Source organism: Burkholderia sp. Se-20378 (assembly GCF_017104665.1).
Classification (GTDB): Bacteria; Pseudomonadota; Gammaproteobacteria; order Burkholderiales; family Burkholderiaceae; genus Burkholderia; species Burkholderia lata.
The window spans coordinates 50,307-70,591 of the sequence record NZ_JAAGPG010000003.1 but is presented as its reverse complement, the minus strand read 5'-3'; the positions used below and the strand labels follow the sequence as shown (position 1 = coordinate 70,591).

Here is a 20,285-nt window from a genome sequence, read left to right as displayed (position 1 = left end):
GTCGGACGAATCAGTGCAGGCAGATGTCGGCCCACTTCTCCACCGACAACTCGCCCAGGATCGTCTGCACGAGCGCGACGCCCGGCTGGCTCGCGGTGAAGCGGTATGCACAACCGGCCGGCAGCAGCGCCTGATGGCCTTGGCGCAATACGACGTAGCCCATCTTGCGGCCGGCCGGCTGGGCGCCGGCGCTCACGGTGCCGCGCGTCGATGTCGGCGGCGTATCGAGCTTGATGAATTCGATCCGGACTTCGCCATCCATCTGGATCACGAACTCGTCGTGTGCGCAGGCGAACCACGGCGACTGGCCGTCGGTCCGCAGCACTTCGATCACGTATTCGAGGTTCTTGCCGGCAACGACCTTTTCATAAGGGGCCGACTTCGATGCGACCTCGAAGACATTCGAGAACGCGTAGTGTTGAGCGCTGCCGCTCGTGATTTCGATCTCGCCCTTCCGGTAATGGTCGAGCGAGCCAAAAACGGTGTGGAATGCCGTGTCGGTCATTTCTGTCTCCTGAGTTGAACCGCTTGTTGGATTCAACTCTAGGGGCTAGGGACCATCGCAACAAGGCACGGGACGGCGACTACGGCATTTGCGTTTCGCGAATAATCCGCGCGGTTCAACGCACCCAGCCACGCTCCAGAAGCGGACGATCCCACGGTGATTCGTCGCCGATGGTTTCCGCGAGGAATTCGACCAGCGCCTTCACCTTCAACGCCTGTCGCTGCGTTGCGGGATAAACCGCGGCAAAGCTCAGCGGCGCGAGCTGGAAGTCGGTGAGGATGGGCACCAGCCGGCCGGCGACGAGCGCCTCGCTCGCCACCAGCGTGGGCAGGCACACGACGCCGCCGCCCGACAGCGCGTACTCGCGCAACAGGTGCACGGAGTTCGAGCGGATCATGCCCGGCAGCTCCATTTCGACGACCTCGTCGCCGCGCGTCATCGTCCAGCGGTTGCGCGACGGATAGCCGGAATAGAGCGCCGTGGTGTGCTGCAGCAGGTCGCGTGGATGTTGTGGCGCACCATGCGCGTCGAGGTAGGCGGGCGACGCGCAGAAGAGGCGCCTGACGGTGAACAGCCGCCGCTCGATCAGCGACTCGGAAATCGGCGGGAAAATCTGGAACGCGATGTCGAACCCTTCTTCGACAGGGTCCACGACACGGTCATTGACGATGACGTCGAGCTGGATGCCCGGGTAGCGCCGGTTGAATTCCATCAGCGGCGCGCCGAAGTGATCGAGCGCGAAACCGGGCAGCATCTGGATGCGCAGCCGCCCGGTGGGGGTCGCACGAAGCTCGCGCATCTGGTCGGTCAGCTCGTTGACGCGCCCCACCACCTCCGCGCACTCGCGATAGAACGCTTCGCCCACTTCCGACAGGCGCACGTGGCGCGTGCTGCGATGGAACAGCGGCGCGTTGACGAACTTCTCGAGCTGCTGGATGCGGTTCGTCACGACCGAGCTGGTCACGCCGAGCTGCCGCGCCGCCTCGGCGAAGCTGCTCGCCTCCGCCACCCTGACGAATGCCTCGATGCTCAGAAACCGGTCCATACCGCGCCCTTTTTCGACAGCGAAACCGGCAGTCTACCTTTGCTGATAACGGGCTGTGTCATGCGGAAGGCGTCACTCTGTCACCCAATCGATGTCAATCGCCGATGACGCCGGCCCGCACACGCACTGCCCTGCCTGCACATCGCCTTACCGCGATTGCTCGCCCGCCGCGAGTTCCGGCTGCACGGCCATGCGACGCTGCAGCACGGCCGGCGCGGTTTCCTTCAGCAGCAGGCTGACCACGATGCCCAGCATGACCGCGCACATCGGCAGCCACAGAATGTTCTGGATGCCAAAGTGTGCGGCGACGTAGCCGCCCATCGCCGGCGCGATGCCGCCGCCGAAGATCTCGCCGACACCGACCACCACGCCGATCGACGTCGACACGAGCCCGATCGGCGCGGCCTCGGTCGCCACCGGGCCGGACAGCAGCGACACCAGCCCGAGCGTGAAGAACGACGCGACGAACAGGACCCCGAACAGCGCGACCGGCTGCGGGCCGAGGCCGCGGAAGATGTAGAGCATCACGGCCGTTCCCGCGAAGCCGACGATGCTCGCGAGGCGACGGCCGACCAGGTCGGACAGGCCCGGCAACCCGAACTGCCCGAGAAAACCGCCGAAGCCGATCGCCGACACGACGAGGCCCATCTTCTGCGTGCCGAGCGCCAGGTAGTCGGTCAGGTACAGCGGCAGCAGCGCGCCGAGCACGAACACACCGGTCATTGCACAGCACAGGGCCGCCATCGCCACGAGGATGTTGCGGCTCTTGAGCACATGGCCGAGCGACGCCGGCGCATGCTCCGACGCGACGGCCTTCGTGACCTTCGGCTCACGGATGACGAAGAACATGATCGCGCCGAGGATCAGGCCGGGAACGGCAACCAGCGCAAAGACCCAGCGCCACGAAACGAAGCCGAGCAGTTGCGTCGCGATGATCGGCGACAGCGCGAGCCCGAACAGCGCGAAGCCGCTTTGCTGCAGGCCGAGGTTCAGCCCGCGCCGCCGCGGATGCGATGCGTCGGCCGTCGCGGCAAAGCTTGTCGGGCAGAACGAGCCTTCGGCGACACCCATCAGGCCGCGAATCGCCATCAGCCCGAGCAGCCCGCCCGCGAGCCCCGAGAAGCCCGACAGCAGCGAGAACGCGAGGATGGCCGGAATCAGCACCTTCCGGCGGCCGATCTTGTCGGAGATGCCGCCCATCAGCGCCGCGAAAATGCCCCACGACAGGCCGAGCACGCCGATGCAGTTGCCGACGTCCTGCGCGTTCAGGTTGAGGTCCTTCATGATCGAAGGGAACAGCGGCGCGATCAGCCAGCGATCGAGGCCGACCAGCCCGAAGCCGAGCGCCAGCAGCGTGACCGCCTTCCACTCGTATGAGGTATCCCACTCGTTTGCTTTCATGTCCGTCTCCGTGGACACAGGTTCGCCTGCGCGCGCCGCAGCGCCTGCGCATGAGCCAGGTCCGATGGTTTTTGTGTGCGATGCGAATCGCGAGGAAGTGCCGGCTGGCGTTCGGTTCGACGCGTCGAGTTCAATCAGCCGACGTCACCACGATAGGTGCACGGCCGCCAATCGGGTATGGAACAACCGACGAACGCGCCATTCGCGAAACGCAAATAATCGCGGGCGGTGCCCGAACAGGGCGACGGGTAAGCGCGGAGCGAACGGGCGCGGCGTCGAACTGACGCTCGCTCATGCATCACGGGGGAATTCCCTCATGGACATCTGCGCATCCACGCAAGACGCCATCCCGGCCATGCCTGCAAAAGATCAGGCAAACCCTTCGCGAACCATGCAAGGAGAATCCGCCCGCCGGGTAGCAGGCAGCGAAGAAAACAGGGGCAAACCGATATGCACCGGACGAGCACCTGCGCAATCCTGCCCACATCCCTTTCCGACACCACAATGCGCCGCGGCTCGTCCAGACATGGGATGAATCTCATTCTTTACATATTCCATTCAATTTATTTCGACGAAAATAATTATCTCCCCATCGATAAATAGACAAATTCTCATCAAAAACATTTACACCAATTACCAAGCACAAATCCCCCTCCTCCCGAGAATAATGTCACATACAGTCTCACCCAAATCAAAAAATTATCTCTAAATATAAAACCATTTCACACGGAAGATAAGTTTGATAGCCTTCACCGCGAATTTTCCAGAAGCTTCTTTTTATTTACCTTAAGTCTCAATTCAAACCAGTCCGAATTGATAAAGAAAATAATGAGATTGCGGTGATGTCGATAGAAAGTACATTCCGAAATTTTGCGTCCGGTCTGATCGGCAGCAACAAGCGGCCGGTCGATCTCTATTTCGGGGCGGCCCAACGCGCGGTCGGCCATCTCCTGGCGCTCCATCACGCCGATATTCGCGAAGGGTTGATATCGGGGATTGACGGGCAACTGACCTGCGTGTCCACCCACGCGCATCTAGCGCCAGCGCTGTTTCTCGGTCTGCCCGTATCGGTCCGGCTGACGACCGATCGGGGCGGCATACGGACGATCAATGCGATCGTGTGCGGCGTGCGGGCCGGCCAATCCGACGGTGAACTGACCGTGTATCAATTGCACGTGTGCGACGCCCTGTCGCTGATGGACCGCCGCACGAACGCCCGCATGTTCCGATCGTGCAGCGTGATCGACATTCTGACGACGCTGATGAACGAGTGGAAACACCGCAGCCCGGCACTCGCGCAGGCCTTCGATTTCGACCTGTCGGGATTGCAAGCCGAACGCTATCCGGTGCGCGAACTGACACGGCAAGTCAACGAGTCCGACGCGCGCTTTGTCCGGCGTCTGTTGCGTCGGGAAGGCATCACGGTATTTGCGAAGGCGGGACCGAACGGAGGGGCGAGCGGCACGAGTGACGAACGACCGCTGCACACGCTCCTGTTTTGCGACGACCCATATCGTCTGACGGAAGCGCCGGCCGGCACCCTCCGCGTCCATCCGCGCGACACCGGAGTCGAACAACGCGACACGGTGACGCTCTTCGCACACTGCCAAAGTCTGTCGTCCGGCAAAGTCAGCCGTCCATCGTGGGATTACAAGAAAGCCCGTGCAGACGAATCCACGACCGTCACCGGCATCGATCAAGGCGAGTCGGGGAACGACCTTGCGCACCTGCTGACCGACGTCGCGATCGACATTCCGCACGTCGGCGATTCCTGGAGCGATCACGATCGCATCACGCGTGACCGGATGCTCGCGCATCAGTTCGAAGCCGTACGCCATGAAGGCATCAGCAGCGTGCGCGACATGCCGGTCGGTCACTGGTTCACGTTGACCGGCGACCCGGAGCTGGACATGACGCCCGCCGATCATCGCCAGTTTGTCGTCACGTCGGTTCGGCACGATATCTGGAACAACCTGCCGACGATCCTGGCTGGTCGCGTGGACGGGCTATTCGCGGCAAGCCGTCACTTGATGCAAGTCGTTCCGCGGGCGCCAGCCGATACATCGGAACGAACCGACACGCGCTATGAGAACAGTTTCACGTGCGTGCGACGCGGCGTGCCGCTCAAGCCTTCCTACGATCCGAAAATCGATGTGCCGCCGGTCCACCTGCTCACCGGCACGATCGTCGGCACACCGGGAGAGGAAGTGTTTTGCGATGAGGCCGGCCGCGTGCGGGTGCAGATTCACGGCTACGACCCGGTCGATCACGCCCACGCGGAAGGCGCCGGAACGACCGGCCTGGCCGGCGACAGTGCGCCGATTCGCGTCGGAGCAAGTCTGGCGGGGAAATACTTCGGCGCGCTGTTCCTGCCCCGGGTCGGTATGGAGGTCTTGCTGGGCAGCCTGTCGGGCGATCCGGACCGTCTGGTGATCATCGGAATTTTAAGCAACGGCGCGAACCCGCCCGCGACCTTCAGCGATACCGGCTCGCTACCCGGCAACCGTTACTTGTCCGGGATCAAGACCAAGGAAATCAAGGGCCATCGCCATAACCAGCTTCGTCTGGACGATACGCCGTCGCAAATTTCGGCGCAGTTGGCGAGCGAACACGCGCACACCCAATTGAATCTCGGCTATCTGACGCAGCCCCGTAACGATGGACACGGGAACGACCGGGGCGAAGGCGCGGAACTGCGCACCGACGCCGCCGCGGCGTTGCGCGCCGCCCAAGGCATGCTGTTGACGACCTATGCGCGGTCGCACGCGACCGGCGGTCAGCTCGATCGCGATGAGCTGATTCACTTGCTCGACCAATGCACGGAGCTGTTCAAGTCGCTCGGCGATCATGCCGGCCAGCATGGCGGGCGAGCCGCCGACACGGCCGGCCAGGACAACCTCGCCAACGCATTCCGTCACTGGAAACCCGGCGGTTCGGAATCCTGTGCCACGGGTGACGCATCCGCGTTCATGGCGTTCGGCGCGCAAGCGGGGTCGCTGAACGTCACGCCGAAAACGCACGTCATGTATGCGGGCGAGAACATCGATCAGATTGCGCAACAACACATGCAGATCACGAGCGGCGAGCGGATCAATCTGCATGCCGGGCATGGCGTCGCGATGTTCGCGCACAGCAACGGCGTATCGGCGATCGCGAATCAGGGGAAAGTGGCCATTCAATCGCAGAACGACGACACGCAAATCGAGTCCGGCAAAAACATCCGGTTGACTGCCGCCGACGGCAAGCTTGCCGGCACGGCGAGCGACGAAGTCGTATTCGTCACGTCCGGCGGCGCGTATCTCAGGCTGCATGGCGGCGATATCGAACTGGGATGCCCCGGCACCTTCACGGTGAAATCGGGCGGCCATGCATGGGATGGCCCCGCAAGCATGAGCGTCGACTTGCCGACATTCGATCAACGTCCGCTCGGCCGCGTCCCGAAGCTGATCCGCCCAACGGACGGTCACGCGGCACCGGGGTTCGAAGGACAGATTCGAAAGGCATCGGGAACGCTGTCGGATTTGACGACCGACATGGCCGGGGAACTGCCGGAGGTCGATACCGACCGGTTCGAGAGGCTGGCGGTTCAGTTCACCAAGAAGAATGTTTGACGCAAGCGCAGGACTCCATATGACCGATTCATCTCTCGATCCTCGGCCGGCTGCGGACGCCCACACCAACGAGCATGCTGCGAAGACCGACGTGCCCGACGCGGTTGTGCCGCGCCCCGAGCCGCCGCAGATCGTCGTCGGCCGGAGCGAAGGGGTCTCCATGTGGACGAAAGACACGCGGCTGATCTGCATCAAGCAACTTCCGTTGCCCGGCATCGTCATCTTCGTACATGGCGTGAACTCCGAAGGCGAATGGTTCGAAGCCGCCGAGCAGGGGCTGTGCGACGGCCTGAACCGCCGGCTCGGGCGGCTGGACGATCAACTGAAGTATCGCGGCATCGATGCCGGGCAGCTGGTACCTGCGAAGTACACGGAAAGCGTGACGCCGGACGGATTTCTGAATCCCAAGCTCTGGGCCGGCGACTACATCAAATCTGACCCGTCCTTCTCTCCCGTCATTCATTTCCGATGGGGCTATCGGGCGACCGCCGCTGAGCTGAAAGAGTATGGCGACAAGATCTTTCTGAACGAGAAGGACTACTGGGGCGGCGGCCCGTTCACGAACGGTTGCGCGAGCCTGCCCGATCTCTGGCACGGCGGCCTCGACGACCGCGCGGCCGGGTGGTTGACCGTCCAGGGGATCAACCCGACCAATCGACCGCTGTATCGCGCGCCACCCCGCGCATATGGCGTGCTCGCAGCGTTGCGCCTTGCGAGGTTGATCGAGTCGATTCGCCGCATGCAGGCCGACGTGCCGATCACCGTCGTGTGCCATAGCCAGGGCAACATCGTGGGCCTTACCGCGGCTTTCTTCGGCGATGTACTACCCGATGTCGAAGATCCGTGGGGACGTAGCGGGCATTGCGTGGCGGATGCCTACGTGCTGGCGAATGCGCCGTACAGCCTTGCGCGCGCAGACGGCCCGAATCCATCCGATACGTTCATGGATACCTGGTCACAGCGCGCGACCAGGGACGGCGAAGGCCGTCGCGGACGGCAAACCTACGGCGCGCGCACGAAAACGTTCGGCAAGTTTCTGTCGATCATCGGCACTCGGAAAGCGTACGAACTTTCCGCCGACAAGATCGATGAAGACATGGCGAACAAACGGGTATCACCGACCAGCAAGAAGTCTTATGCAGCACAAGACGATCGGGTACGCCACGGCCTGAATGGATCGACGTATGGTCGCGTCACCGCGTATTGCTGTCCACACGACCAGGTGATTTCGGCGGTCACGGTTCAAGGCATCGGCTGGCGCGGCATCGACGAGAACGAGCTGAACGATATCAGCGTCCCCGGCGTGCTGACGCAGCGCGTCTTTGCCTCCGGCTTCCACGTTGGCGTGCAGGAGCAATATCAGTATTGGGAAGATGACTGGCGGCATGTACAGAAGGGAAAGACGTCGGGCTTCTGGTATCCGCCTTCGCCACCTGCCAAATTCAACCTCATCGGTGCACTCAAGGGAAACGAGTCCGTGTTCGGGGTGGCGGCCACGCTTGCATCCGCGCCGATCATGTTTTTCGTGACCCAGATCAGCTCGGCATTGAATCTGTTCCGCGTAAACGCCATTCCGCCGGAGGGCTGGACCGTGGTGGCGGACGCTCCGGCACTCGACGAACCGTTCCCGCCGAAGGCGTTGCGGTTCGGCAAGCCCATCGAAACGAAGGACGGCCATGCGACAAGCGACTTCAACGAAGGCAACGATCCGCCGGCCGCGTGGCGCGACGCAAGCAAGAGCGAGGCAGACAAGCGCGCGGACGATCCCTACGATCAGTACAACGCGAAGAACGACGACAGCGTCGCGCAAGGTACGGCGGAGAGCGAAGCCGGACAGCGTTACGAGGACCGCGCGTTGATGCGGATGGAGGCACGGCGCACGCTGAATACGGAATGGCTCGACGGTGATGGCCACGTGATCGGCGAGGACGGCAAGAGCGATATGCCGGAGGGCTACAAGGAATGGCGCGACAAGCAGATTGTCGATTGGCTCGATCGTGGTTCGACCAACAGCCCGACGAATCACTCCACGACGATGACCAATCCGGAGCATGCGAAAAAGGCGCTTGCATACGATGTGGCGATCGGGGTTTGCTATCTGACGCCCGAGCAAATGAAAGCACTACGGATTGAGGCCGATTGGCGGATGGGAGACAGTATTCCCGACGGCAGCCTGAGCAAGAAATACGCGGAGTACTTTGTACGCGGAGAGCTTGACGCGCTTCCGATGCATGCATGGGTACATGCGGAGAGCAGTGAAGGCAAGATGCCGGACACGATCACGGATGAACGGGAAGGTCAGTTCTATCTAAAGGTCGGGGGCGCGATATGAAGGCACTAATCGCTACATGGCCGCGACGTGTCGCCATTGCTGTCGCAGTGTGGCTGATTGCGGCCGTCCTCATGGCGTCGATGATGGCACACGTAGAACAACCAGATCCGACGCAACTGGAAATAGGAGATTGGATGAAACGATTTGTAGTCGTACCCAGCCTGGCTGCACTCATGGTGCTTTTGTTCATCACCGCCACTGTACGGTCGGTGCACGCGGCACCCGCCACGGAATCCGTAACTCATGCGGGGCTGTCCGCGGAAGGAGCAGCGAAGCCGTTCGTGGCACAGGTTGCAGGTTTGATCTGGCTGAACCCGTTGCAACGCATGGACTACCCGACCGAATGGCAATTGTTGTGGACGCAAGGATTTGCCGCGCCGAACAGGAATGACGATATGGTCCGCACCGATCCGAAGTCATTTTCTACTCTGCAACCGGTAGCAGGTATCGCATACGGCAACGAAGGTGCAGAAACATTCAGGGGTTTCTATCGCAAGTACATGACCAAATTCCCGCTTCTGCTCCACTCACGCTACGCAAGCAACGCGAAATACTTCTACACGGTCAAGCCCGACGACAAAAAGAACTGGCGAGAGTTGGCTGGCATCCATGTCGAACTTGCGATTCCCGAACGACTTGACGCGGCCGAATCGCAAAGCTACTTACAGGACTCGATTCGAAAGACGTTTTCGATCGGCAATTCGTACTTTCCAACAATGTGGAGCCGAAACACGCTTCCCGATGTGCGGATCACGCAAGGCGGGCCGAACGCCGGCTTCAACTCGCTGAACAATGCGTTGGACTACCTGCAGGCGAACCCCGACGAAACCGTCTGGGTGGTGAACTGGGACGCACCAAACTTCCCGCCCACCGACGCGCAGATCAACGAGAACCTTGTCGTGCTGTTCCTCGCCGGCCCGAACTTCAACACGCAGCGCGAACCGCTCGCCTGGATCGGCAAAGCCGCAACGGGCAACACGCAAGAGTTTTCGCAGAAGGTCGGCACGACGCGCACCGTGCAGGCATGGAAGGCAACCATCGACCAAGCGGCACGCAATGCCGGCGTCGCGGTCACGAACCTGAGTTACATCGTCCATGACGCAGGTGCAGGCAGCGATGCAGCGTCGTCACGCGTTGCCGCGCTCGCTCAGACGTTGACAGAGACACTTCCTGAATACGACCACCGCAAACAGACATTCAACACGGCCGCCCTGCTCGGCGACATGGGAACCGGCAGCGCATTGACCGACGTCGCGCTCGCCATCGGCCGGATCAATCACTTCGGCGGCAACGCACTCGTCGCCGGCACGACCGATCCGGAGCACCCGGTCGCGGTCGTTGTCCGGCCACCGTCGAAGCTCACGCCGATCGATCCCGACAAGGACTGGTTCCGCGCACGCGGCGGAAACAACGCCTACCTGCCGTGGTGGGGGCGTCGGCACGATACCGATTACGGCATGCAAGGTTATTCATGGTGATGCGCATCGGCTTGGCGGCGCGCTGCATGTGAACGTATCCGCCGCGACTAGTAACAAGAGTCGAGTGCAGCCATTTACTATCGCGCCCGGTTTGGTGGCGCTCATGGTGTTTCCTTTCGTCACCACCATGATTCTGGATTAACAATGACGATATGAAAATAGTGGAATGGTATGAATAGCATGCCCCGGACATTAAAATCCAAATATTTGAGAAATATAAAATTGATCGCCGCACTTCCGATAAGTGTGTTGCTAGCCGGTTGCCCGCCGATGATTGTGCCGCATTTTTCAACGAAATCTTACGAGAAAATTTATAGCTTTCCGGCTGAACCACGTCCGTGGTTGACACTGGAAAGCGAGGGTATCAGCCTTTATTTGTATCATCATTGCTATGATCGGAGCAGCGACTGTAAACGGCAAAATCTGGTCGCCTTGAAGAGCGGAACAAAGCCCGATTGGAAAATCCTTCTGGATGCACGTCCGATTAGTTGGAAAGTCCAAGGTACGAATTTACCCATGCGCCGCCCACTCTCCGCCTATGTGCCCGGCACCGAATATCGTTTCATGGGTGCATTCGATAACTACCCGGAAATCGTATTTGCAATTCCCGATGACCTTGTTGCCGATAAAGGGAATCGCGATCCGGGCGGGGCGCGGCGTTACAGGCAGATTGAAGATTACAACTCTCTCGCCAGCCCTGTGGCTATAGATATTCAGTTGATCGTTTACGATGACGAACATCAATGGATTTTTGCTAGACAACCGAAGCCGAATTCGGAAAGAAAGAATTATCCGACCGATCTATTTGTTCCTAGTGACCTATTTAGATTTTCGGGAGGCGATGATGTGCGGCTACATCAATCGATGGCCTTGTATTATGCTTCACCAAAAACAGCACCGATCGGCTATCGCGTTGTATCAGGCAAGGCGGCGGAATATTGGGTTGGCAAATACAACATCAATTATAGAGCCAATCAAATCACGTTAGCTGATGTTACATTTCCTTCTGCGCCCCTCACACTTGACACCTTAACCATTGATGACAAAAGCGTCGCTGGAAAGCCCACACTGTTATGTCACTACAGTTATACCCAATTCAATCTGGGTTGGATGGATGCGGCCCAAAACAGAGGACCATCGGAGGAAGATCGGAAGAATTGCGAGCCAATTCAATAGTCGGGATGCCAAATAATTATTGTGTCGGATCGTCTGCGTTTCGCCATCGGCCGGATCAATCACTTCGGCGGCAACGCGCTCGTCGCCGGCACGACCGATCCGGAGCACCCGGTCGCGGTCGTTGTCCGGCCGCCGTCGAAGCTCACGCCGATCGATCCCGACAAGGACTGGTTCCGCGCACGCGGCGGCAACAATGCCTACCTGCCGTGGTGGGGGCGTCGGCACGATACCGATTACGGCATGCAGGGCTATTCGTGGTGATGCAAACCGACGCGATGGCACGTCGCGTGCGAACGCGAGTGCCGCGCCAATCATTCAGGGGATGAGTCATATGCGAGGAATTATCCGGGTAGGCGACGTACATACCCACGGCGGCCGGGTCGAATCCGGAGCCGGAACGAGCAAGGTGATGGGGCGCTCGGTCGCCCGCATCGGCGACCCATGCTCGTGCCCGATTCACGGTACTTGCACGATTGCCGAAGGCGACACGGCATTCAAGGTCGAAGGTCGAGACTCTGCCTTCGATGGTCACAAGACTTCATGCGGCGCGACCTTGATTTCTTCACTTCACACTTCCGGGCGGGTTTGAATGCCAAAGACCCGGCGCATGACTGCCGAACAGTTCCGTCTGTTGCGCATGCAAAATACACGAATCAAGCCCTTGAACCAGTGGGCCCTCCACGAGATTTTCGTCAAGGGCCGATCACAACGGGCTGTGGCGGCGGAAGTCGGCATGACGTGTTCCGCGATGTCGCAGCTTGTACGGAAGGCGTGGCAACGGTATCTGGAGCTACCGGGAAACTGCACGCGCCTCACCACCCTCACGATCACGATCCCGGCCAGATATGAGCCCGCACTCCAGGCATGGGTGCGGGATGCATATCGATTGGCGATTCAGAATGAACAAAAGACGGCAACCTGATCGGCGATTCATTGAAAATTCAGCACAGCGGAGACCACGCCTCCGGCAGGCAAATCGTCGACGTGGCCCGCTCGATCTGCTGCGGTCCGCCCTTGGGCGGCCAAAGCCCTTCGGCATAGTGGCGCGCGCGCAATGCCATGCGCTCCTCGAGGCTCGAGAACCCCCAGATATGGGCAATGCGAGGCGGGCCATCGATTGCGTACATGTTCGCGACGAGATGTGACGTATAGATTTCGGCCGGGCCGACGGCCTGCTGCCACGCGGCGATCGTCGGCGCGATCCCGGCCGGTTTGAGCCAATAGCGGCGAAATTCGTGGAACCGGCCGAGTGTCGACGGCTCGATCTCGGGCAGGAACGGAAACAGTTCGTAGGTTTCCATGCTGAGACCCACGTCGGCACCATCGATATTGAACGGCCCGCCGCTCAACAACGCACGACGGCGCTCCTGCTGCAGTTCATCGACATCGTCGAAGCCTCGCAACACGACGATCTGCCCCAACTCGCCGATTTCCGAACGCCATGCGCCGAGGAGACGCCCCGCGGCCCCCGGATCCGATACCCATCGATGCGCACCGGCGGAAACGGCATCCTGCGCCAGCAGCAAACACGACAACGTCGTCAGTTCATACTGCATATCGACCCTCCCTCACAAAATGGGCGGCGGACGCGCGAATCGCGCCCACCCGCCGTCAGAAAAATAAATTCCCCCAATCCACATCCAGATAAAACGTTATTCCATATCAAGCTGAATCGCCAGCCAACTTTGGATCCTTTTTCCCTCCTGTCCGCCGTATCATTTCTTCCATTCCGAAAGAAACGAGTATGAGAAGGACATGAGCGACACCACCACGCTGCACTACCTCGACTACGCCGCCACGACGCCCGCCGATCCGCGCGTGATCGAAGCGATGACGGCCTGCCTCGGCTTCGACGGCATCTTCGGCAACCCGGCGTCGAGCTCGCATGCCGCCGGCCGGCTGGCAAAAGACAAGGTCGAGCAGGCCCGCGCGCAAGTCGCCGCGCTGATCGGCGCGGACGCCGACGAGATCGTCTGGACGTCGGGCGCCACCGAATCGAACAACCTCGCGCTGAAGGGCTATGCGGAAAACGCGACCGACAAGCGCCACCTGATCACGAGCCGCATCGAGCACAAGGCGATTCTCGACACAATGGCGAACCTGTCGAAGCACGGTTCGTCGGTCACGTTCCTGACGCCCACGCGCGACGGCGAGATCACCGCCGACGCGGTCGCTGCCGCGATCGGCCCCGACACGGGCCTCGTGTCGCTGATGCTCGTGAACAACGAACTCGGCACGCTGACCGATATTGGCGCAATCTCGCGCATCGTGCATGACGCGGGCGCGCTGCTCCACGTGGACGCCGCGCAGGCGCTCGGCAAGACGCCGATCGACGTGCGCGCGCTCGGCATCGACATGCTGTCGATGTCCGCGCACAAGGTGTACGGCCCGAAGGGCATCGGCGCGCTGTTCGTGCGCCGCGACATCGCGGACCGGATCGCGCCTCAGATTCATGGCGGCGGGCACGAGCGCGGCTTGCGCTCGGGCACGCTCGCCACGCATCAGATCGTCGGCATGGGCGTGGCATGCGAACTGGCCGCTGACAAGCTCGACGGCGAAACCGCACGGATCGCGGCGCTCGGCGCCCGCCTGACGGACTCACTGGTCGCACTCGGCGATGTCACGCAGAACGCAGCCGCCGCGCGCCGGATCCCGCACACGCTGAGCCTGACGGTGAATGCGCCGGGCTTCTTCCCGTTCATGCTCGGCGAAGCGCTCGCCGTGTCGTCGACGTCCGCATGCAACTCCACCAGCGGCGCACCGTCCCACGTGCTGACCGCGATCGGCCTCGATGTGGAAACGGCAGGCCGCACCGTGCGCGTGAGCTTCGGCCGCTTCACGACGGAGCAGGATGTCGATTTCGCGATCGCCTGTTTCCGCAACGCGATCGAACAGTGTCGCGCGACGGCGGCGAACGGCTTCTCCGCGTCGCGGCAGATCACGCCGGCCGACCTGAAGGCGATCTGCAATGCTGGCTTCCGCTCGGTCATCTGCAACCGGCCCGACGGCGAAGGCGACGCGCATCCGGCGTTCGATGAAATCGCCGCGGCAGCCCGCGAACTGGGCCTCGAAGCGCGCTACCTGCCGGTCGAGCGCGACGGCATCGGCGACGCGGAGATCGATGCATTCGGTGCGCTGGTGGATACGCTGCAGAAGCCGGTGCTCGCGTACTGCCGCAGCGGCAACCGCTCGGGCATGCTGTGGAATCGGTTGTCCGCCCGGCGTGCGGCTACGGCCTCGGCCTGAACCGGAACATCGCCCCGTCACACGACGCCGCCCGCGTTCGCGTACGAAGCCGATGCTTCGATGCGCGGCCGGGCAGTCGTGTCGATTGAAGCCGCATCGGCTTCGCACCGTATCTTCCACACGTCATCACGCGCCATACGCATCCAGCGCCTTCAACGGCACATGCAGGCTTTCGTTCGACGCAAACACGTCGAGCAGATAGTCGACCGTCGCCTGGACGCGCGACGCCTTCAAGGCACGATGCGGATACTGCATTGCCATTTCGTAGGTGCCGGGCAAATGATGGCGGTGCAGCAACACCTTCAGCGAGCCGGCGCGCAGATGCGCCCACGCGAGATGCACACCGACCTCCGCGATGCCGAGGCCGTCACGCGCGGCCTGCAGCACGGCCTCCGGCGCGGAGAACGTCAGCAGCGCCGTTTCGCCCGGATCGACCGCCACGATGCTCCCGCCGCGCATCCTGAAGCTCCACGTCGACACCTCGCCGCCTAGAAACCTGCGTGCAATCAGCCGGTGCGCACCCAGATCGTCCGGTGCTCGCGGAATGCCGTGTCTCGCCAGATAGGCGGGTGACGCAACCAGCACCGTATTCATGCGAAAGATCGGCCGCGACACCAGCGCGGAATCGTGAATGTTGCCGCCGCGGATGACGATGTCGTAACCGTCGCGCACGACGTCGACGATCCGGTCGTCGAAATCGGCCTCCACCGACAAACCGGGGTAGCGCGCCAGCAACCCGGGCAGCACCGGTTGCAGGTGCTCGCGCCCAAACGCGGCACTGGTCGAGATGCGCACGCGCCCTTGCGGCCCGAGCCGCTGCGCGACGATGCTGTCGACCGCCGAATCGAGCGCGTCCAGTGCGATGCGCGCCTGGCGCAGGAACACGCTGCCTTCATCGGTGAGCTTCAGCGTGCGCGTGGTGCGGTTCATCAACCGCACGCCAAGCGCCCGCTCCAGGCCGGCGACGTTCTTGCTGACGGCGGCCGACGTGATGCCCAGCACGCGGCCGGCCGCCGCAAAACTGCCCGCGTCGGCCGCATGCACGAACGACAGGATCGCACGCGTCCGTTGTGACAAATCCAAAGCAGCCTCCTTCGATCGACACGTTGCACGGTACACCTTCGACTGCAGCCGATTATCAACCTGAAGTTGAGAGCGACTCAACCCGAACCCAACCTCTGGTTGCGGCCCGCGCCGCCCACAATGCGGCCATCGTTCAACGGACTGCAAAGGAATGCTCATGCTTGCCACCATCGTTTTCGACAGCGGCCACGGACATACCGAGCGACAGGCACAAGCCGTCGCGGAAGGTGTGCGTCGCGTACCGGGCGCGGAAGTGCGGCTCATCGCGGTCGCCGACGGCGCGATTCCGTGGGATGCGCTCGCCGCGAGCGACGCGATCATCTTCGGCTCGCCGACGTACAACGCGTCGATCAGCTCGCGGCTCAAGAAGTTCATGGAAGATTCGACGCGCCCCGCGTGGATTCCGCAAACCTGGCGCAACAAGATCGCGGCCGGTTTCACGAACTCCGGCGCGCAGCACGGCGACAAGCTGAACGCGCTGATGACGATGGCGCTGTTCGCGGCGCAGCACGGCATGATCTGGGTCGGCCTCGACCTGTTCGCCGGCACCGCGGCAAACGAGCGCAACCGGATCGGCGGCTGGCTCGGTGCGATGGCGCAGTCCGACGACGTGTCGCCGGAACTGTCGCCGATCGCCAGCGATCTCGAAACCGCCGCGCACCTCGGGCAGCGCGTCGCCGAACTGGCGACGCGGTTCGCGGCCAGCGCATAAGCGGCACAACGCGCTTACCAGGAGATCGACATGAAACTGCTGTGCCTCGACGTCCCGCTGCCCGGCGCGAATCCGGAAGCCTATCAACCGCACATGCTCGACGAAGTGCGCTACGGCTGGCAACTGCTCAAGCGCGACATCGTCCGCGACATCTATTTCCGCCAGGATCGCCCCGGCGTCGCGATCATTGCGGAGTGCGATTCGATGGAAAGCGCGCGGGAAGCACTGCGCGAGTTTCCGCTGGCCAAGGCCGGGCTGATCGACTGGGACATCATTCCGCTCGGCGCGTTTCTTGGCTGGGAAGCGCTGTTCGCGGCGGGCCATGCGTGACCCTGCGTGACTGACGCTCCGACGCTCGTCCCCCGGACGTCCGGGGGGCGAGAACCCGGATCCGGCGTCGCACCGGATCTAGCTGCTACGCCCCACCTCCCCGCCCCCTTCCGGTGCATCCCTCCGGATTTTCACTACGTTGCCGAAATCTGATAGAGCCGGGAAATTTGATTTCATACCGTTCACGCATCGGACTGGAAAGCGATTGCCGCTCGGCCCCGGGCATCGCGAGCCGCCGACGAATCCCAGGAGCGGGCCATCTTGCTTGGCCCGGGCGGCGATGACGGTCCTGCCACGCAGGACATTCGTGACGGAGCGACCATGGATGCAAAATTCCAGCCTGATTCAGGCACCGACAGTGACGTAAGCCTGCTGCACAAGATGGGCTATGCGCAGGAACTGTCGAGACGTATGAGCGGTTTCTCGAACTTCGCGGTTTCGTTTTCCGTGATCTGCATCCTGTCGGGCGGCATTACCGCGTTCCAGCTCGCGTTTTCCGCCACCGGCGGCGCCTCGGTCGGCCTCGGCTGGCCGTTGGGCTCGCTGTTCGCGCTGATCGTCGCGGTGTCGATGTCGCAGATCGCGTCCGCGTTTCCGACGGCCGGCGGCCTCTATCACTGGGGCGCGATCCTCGGCGGGAAGAAATGGGGGTGGATGACGGCGTGGCTCAACCTGATCGGCCTGATCTTCGTGATCGCCGCGATCAATTTCGGCACCTACGACCCGTTCTTCAAGACGCTGATCGCGCCGATGCTCGGTGTCAGCCCGGACAGCCTGACCTGGTGGCATCAGACGGCGTTCATCGCGTTCATCACGATCTCGCAGGCGATCCTGAACGCACGCGGCATCAAGATCGCGAGCAAGATCACCGACCTGTCGGGCTATCTCATCTTCGTGGTGACGATCGCGCTGGTGGTGTCGCTGCTCTACTACTCGCCGGTCGCGTTCGATGCGCATCGGCTGGTGACGTTCACCAACTTCACCGGCGTCGATGGCGGCGCATGGCCGAAGCAGGCCACGCCGCTCGCGTTCCTGTCCGGCCTGTTGCTCGTGACCTACACCATCACCGGCTTCGACGCTTCCGCGCACACGTCGGAAGAGACGCACGATGCAGCAAAGAACGTGCCGCGCGGCATTATCGGGTCGGTGTTCTGGTCCGCGGTGTTCGGCTACGTGATGGTGTGCGCGTTCGTGCTGGTGATGCCCGACCTGACCGCCAGCATGAAGCAGGGCACCGGCTTCTTCGAAGCGATTCTCGCGCCGATTCCGAAGACGTTGCGCGTCACCCTCGAACTCGCGATGTTCTTCATCAACTACGTGTGCGGGCTCGCCGCGATCATGTCGACGTCGCGGATGATGTATGCGTTCGCACGCGACGGCGGGCTGCCGGCGTCGAAGCTGCTGCGCAGCGTGAGCCCGACGCACCGGACGCCCGGCCCCGCGATCTGGACGTGTGCGGTGCTCGCGATCGTCGTCACGCTGTACGGCGACGCGTTCTCGGTGCTGAGTGCCGGCAGCGCAGTGTTCCTGTTCATCTCGTATGCGATGCCGATCGGCTCCGGGATGCTGGCCGAAGGCCGCACGTGGACCGACAAGGGCCCGTTTCAACTGGGGATCTGGTCGAAGCCGTGTGCGCTGCTCGCGCTGGTCGGCGCCTGCGTGCTCGCATATGTCGGCATCCAGCCGCCGAACGAGAAGGTGCTGTACGTGCTCGTCGGTTTCGTCGTGGTGCTGATGGTGATCTGGTATGGCTTCGGCGTGCGCAACACGTTCGCGGGGCCGCCGGTGCTGAAGGACACGCGCAATCTCGACCGCATCCGTGAACTCGAGGCGAACGTCGATCCGTCCGTCTGAGGCGCCTTCGAAGCAGGCTGAAAAAAAACCGACTCGCTGGCTCGATGCCGCGAGTCGGTTTTTTCATGTCTACGCACAACCACGCGATTCAACCGCCTTGCAGCGGTTGAATCTTGCGGGCATCAGCCGTAGACGGGGAAACGCTTCGTCAGTTCGGCGACCTGCCCGCGCACACGCTCGAGCGTGGCCGCATCTTCCGGCGCTTCCAGCACATCGGCGATCAGGTTGCCGACGATCTCCGCTTCCTTCATGCCGAACCCGCGCGTCGTCATCGCCGGCGAGCCCAGGCGCACGCCGCTCGTCACGAACGGCTTTTCCGGATCGTTCGGGATCGCGTTCTTGTTCACCGTGATGTGCGCCGCGCCCAGTGCCGCTTCCGCGGCCTTGCCCGTGATGTTCTTCGCGCGCAGGTCCACCAGCATCACGTGGCTTTCCGTACGGCCCGACACGATCCGCAGGCCACGCTTCACCAGCGTCTCAGCCAGCACGCGTGCGTTCTCGACCACCTTCTCCTGGTACGCCTTGAATTCCGGCGACAGCGCTTCCTTGAACGCCACGGCCTTGCCCGCGATCACGTGCATCAGCGGGCCACCCTGGATCCCCGGGAAGATCGCCGAGTTGATCGGCTTCTCGTACTCGGCCTTCATCAGGATCACGCCGCCGCGCGGGCCGCGCAGGCTCTTGTGCGTCGTCGTCGTCACGAAGTCCGCGTGCGGCACCGGGTTCGGGTACACGCCCGCTGCGATCAGGCCCGCGTAGTGGGCCATGTCGACCATCAGGTACGCGCCGACCGACTTCGCGATCTTCGCCAGACGCTCGAAATCGATCTTCAGCGAGAACGCCGACGCGCCCGCGACGATCAGCTTCGGCTTGTGTTCTTGCGCGAGCTTCTCGGCGGCTTCGTAGTCGATGTCTTCATTCTCGTTCAGGCCGTAGCTCACCACGTTGAACCACTTGCCCGACATGTTCACGGGCGAGCCGTGCGTCAGGTGGCCGCCGTGCGCGAGGCTCATGCCCATGATCGTGTCGCCCGGCTTGAGCATCGCGAAGAACACGCCCTGGTTCGCCTGCGAACCCGAGTTCGGCTGCACGTTCGCCGCTTCCGCGCCGAACAGTTGCTTCACGCGGTCGATCGCCAGTTGCTCGACCACGTCCACGTATTCGCAGCCGCCGTAGTAGCGCTTGCCCGGATACCCTTCCGCGTACTTGTTCGTGAGTTGCGAACCCTGCGCAGCCATCACGGCCGGGCTCGTGTAGTTTTCCGACGCGATCAGCTCGATGTGATCTTCCTGGCGGCGGTTTTCCTGCTCGATCGCGGCAAAAAGTTCCGGATCGACGTTGGCGACGGTGCTGGTGGTGCGGTTGAACATGATGATTGACCAGTTGAGAGTGAATGACTGACCGCGGCTTGCCGGCTGCATGGTGTTTCGGCCTTCGCATTCCATCAGACGCGCCCCCCGTTCAGCTAGAAGGATTCCGACATTCCGCTAGGACACCGCGCGCCGGGCGCGC

General features: G+C 62.2%; 16 protein-coding genes and 1 pseudogene. 11 read left to right on the top strand and 6 right to left on the bottom strand.

Translation table 11 applies throughout. The annotated features are described in order from the left end of the window. Positions 1-10: 10 nt before the first annotated feature. From G3N93_RS01320 to G3N93_RS01310, 3 genes are all read right to left on the bottom strand, one after another. Positions 11-505 carry a hydroxyquinol 1,2-dioxygenase gene (locus G3N93_RS01320; protein WP_206132136.1) on the bottom strand — a complete coding sequence of 165 codons (495 nt, stop codon included), beginning with the start codon at positions 503-505 and terminating at the stop codon, positions 11-13. 115 nt (positions 506-620) lie between these two features. Then, the gene (locus tag G3N93_RS01315) at positions 621-1,550 is read right to left on the bottom strand and encodes a LysR family transcriptional regulator (protein WP_039354094.1); all 930 of its coding nucleotides are present in this window, start codon (positions 1,548-1,550) and stop codon (positions 621-623) included. A 147-nt stretch (positions 1,551-1,697) separates the two neighbouring features. Beyond that, positions 1,698-2,951 carry an MFS transporter gene (locus G3N93_RS01310; RefSeq protein WP_174939982.1) on the bottom strand — a complete coding sequence of 418 codons (1,254 nt, stop codon included), beginning with the start codon at positions 2,949-2,951 and terminating at the stop codon, positions 1,698-1,700. A gap of 842 nt (positions 2,952-3,793) precedes the next feature. On the opposite strand from G3N93_RS01310, the gene G3N93_RS01305 reads away from it, so the two are divergent. The 7 genes and pseudogenes from G3N93_RS01305 (at position 3,794) to G3N93_RS01275 (ending at position 12,470) form a co-directional block, all read left to right on the top strand. Beyond that, complete coding sequence (locus G3N93_RS01305; protein ID WP_206132151.1) at positions 3,794-6,562, top strand: type VI secretion system Vgr family protein; 2,769 nt, start codon at positions 3,794-3,796, stop codon at positions 6,560-6,562. A gap of 19 nt (positions 6,563-6,581) precedes the next feature. Then, positions 6,582-8,894, top strand: a complete 2,313-nt coding sequence (locus tag G3N93_RS01300) for a hypothetical protein (protein ID WP_206132135.1) — start codon at positions 6,582-6,584, stop codon at positions 8,892-8,894. Between the two features lie 134 nt (positions 8,895-9,028). Continuing rightward, complete coding sequence (locus G3N93_RS01295) at positions 9,029-10,372, top strand: virulence factor (protein ID WP_206121906.1); 1,344 nt, start codon at positions 9,029-9,031, stop codon at positions 10,370-10,372. Between the two features lie 171 nt (positions 10,373-10,543). Next, complete coding sequence (locus tag G3N93_RS01290) at positions 10,544-11,548, top strand: hypothetical protein (protein WP_206132134.1); 1,005 nt, start codon at positions 10,544-10,546, stop codon at positions 11,546-11,548. A 42-nt stretch (positions 11,549-11,590) separates the two neighbouring features. Then, positions 11,591-11,809: pseudogene (locus tag G3N93_RS01285) on the top strand (virulence factor); the annotation flags it as partial. Positions 11,810-11,879: 70 nt separating this feature from the next. Beyond that, positions 11,880-12,137, top strand: a complete 258-nt coding sequence (locus G3N93_RS01280) for a PAAR domain-containing protein (protein WP_206132133.1) — start codon at positions 11,880-11,882, stop codon at positions 12,135-12,137. A gap of 18 nt (positions 12,138-12,155) precedes the next feature. Next, complete coding sequence (locus G3N93_RS01275) at positions 12,156-12,470, top strand: TrfB-related DNA-binding protein (RefSeq protein WP_174939975.1); 315 nt, start codon at positions 12,156-12,158, stop codon at positions 12,468-12,470. Positions 12,471-12,489: 19 nt separating this feature from the next. Here G3N93_RS01275 and G3N93_RS01270 read toward each other — a convergent pair whose 3' ends face one another. Then, positions 12,490-13,074 (bottom strand): NIPSNAP family protein, encoded by a 585-nt coding sequence (locus G3N93_RS01270; protein ID WP_241026350.1) that lies wholly within the window; start codon positions 13,072-13,074, stop codon positions 12,490-12,492. A gap of 229 nt (positions 13,075-13,303) precedes the next feature. Between G3N93_RS01270 and G3N93_RS01265 the strand changes: the two genes are divergently transcribed. Then, positions 13,304-14,794: an aminotransferase class V-fold PLP-dependent enzyme gene (locus G3N93_RS01265; RefSeq protein WP_206132131.1), complete on the top strand. Its 1,491-nt coding sequence runs from the start codon at positions 13,304-13,306 to the stop codon at positions 14,792-14,794. 126 nt (positions 14,795-14,920) lie between these two features. On the opposite strand, the gene G3N93_RS01260 is transcribed toward G3N93_RS01265, so the two are convergent. After that, the gene (locus tag G3N93_RS01260) at positions 14,921-15,877 is read right to left on the bottom strand and encodes a LysR family transcriptional regulator (protein ID WP_206132130.1); all 957 of its coding nucleotides are present in this window, start codon (positions 15,875-15,877) and stop codon (positions 14,921-14,923) included. A gap of 157 nt (positions 15,878-16,034) precedes the next feature. On the opposite strand from G3N93_RS01260, the gene G3N93_RS01255 reads away from it, so the two are divergent. The 3 genes from G3N93_RS01255 (at position 16,035) to G3N93_RS01245 (ending at position 18,773) form a co-directional block, all read left to right on the top strand. Continuing rightward, entirely contained in the window at positions 16,035-16,589 is a 555-nt protein-coding gene (locus G3N93_RS01255; RefSeq protein ID WP_174939968.1) for a flavodoxin family protein, read from the top strand. 30 nt (positions 16,590-16,619) lie between these two features. After that, the gene (locus G3N93_RS01250; RefSeq protein WP_206132129.1) at positions 16,620-16,919 is read left to right on the top strand and encodes a superoxide dismutase; all 300 of its coding nucleotides are present in this window, start codon (positions 16,620-16,622) and stop codon (positions 16,917-16,919) included. Between the two features lie 321 nt (positions 16,920-17,240). Further along, a complete protein-coding gene (locus G3N93_RS01245) occupies positions 17,241-18,773 on the top strand; it encodes an amino acid permease (RefSeq protein WP_206132128.1) in 1,533 nt (510 codons plus the stop codon). 122 nt (positions 18,774-18,895) lie between these two features. Here G3N93_RS01245 and glyA read toward each other — a convergent pair whose 3' ends face one another. After that, positions 18,896-20,143 carry a serine hydroxymethyltransferase gene (gene glyA, locus G3N93_RS01240; RefSeq protein ID WP_206132127.1) on the bottom strand — a complete coding sequence of 416 codons (1,248 nt, stop codon included), beginning with the start codon at positions 20,141-20,143 and terminating at the stop codon, positions 18,896-18,898. Between the last annotated feature and the right edge of the window lie 142 nt (positions 20,144-20,285).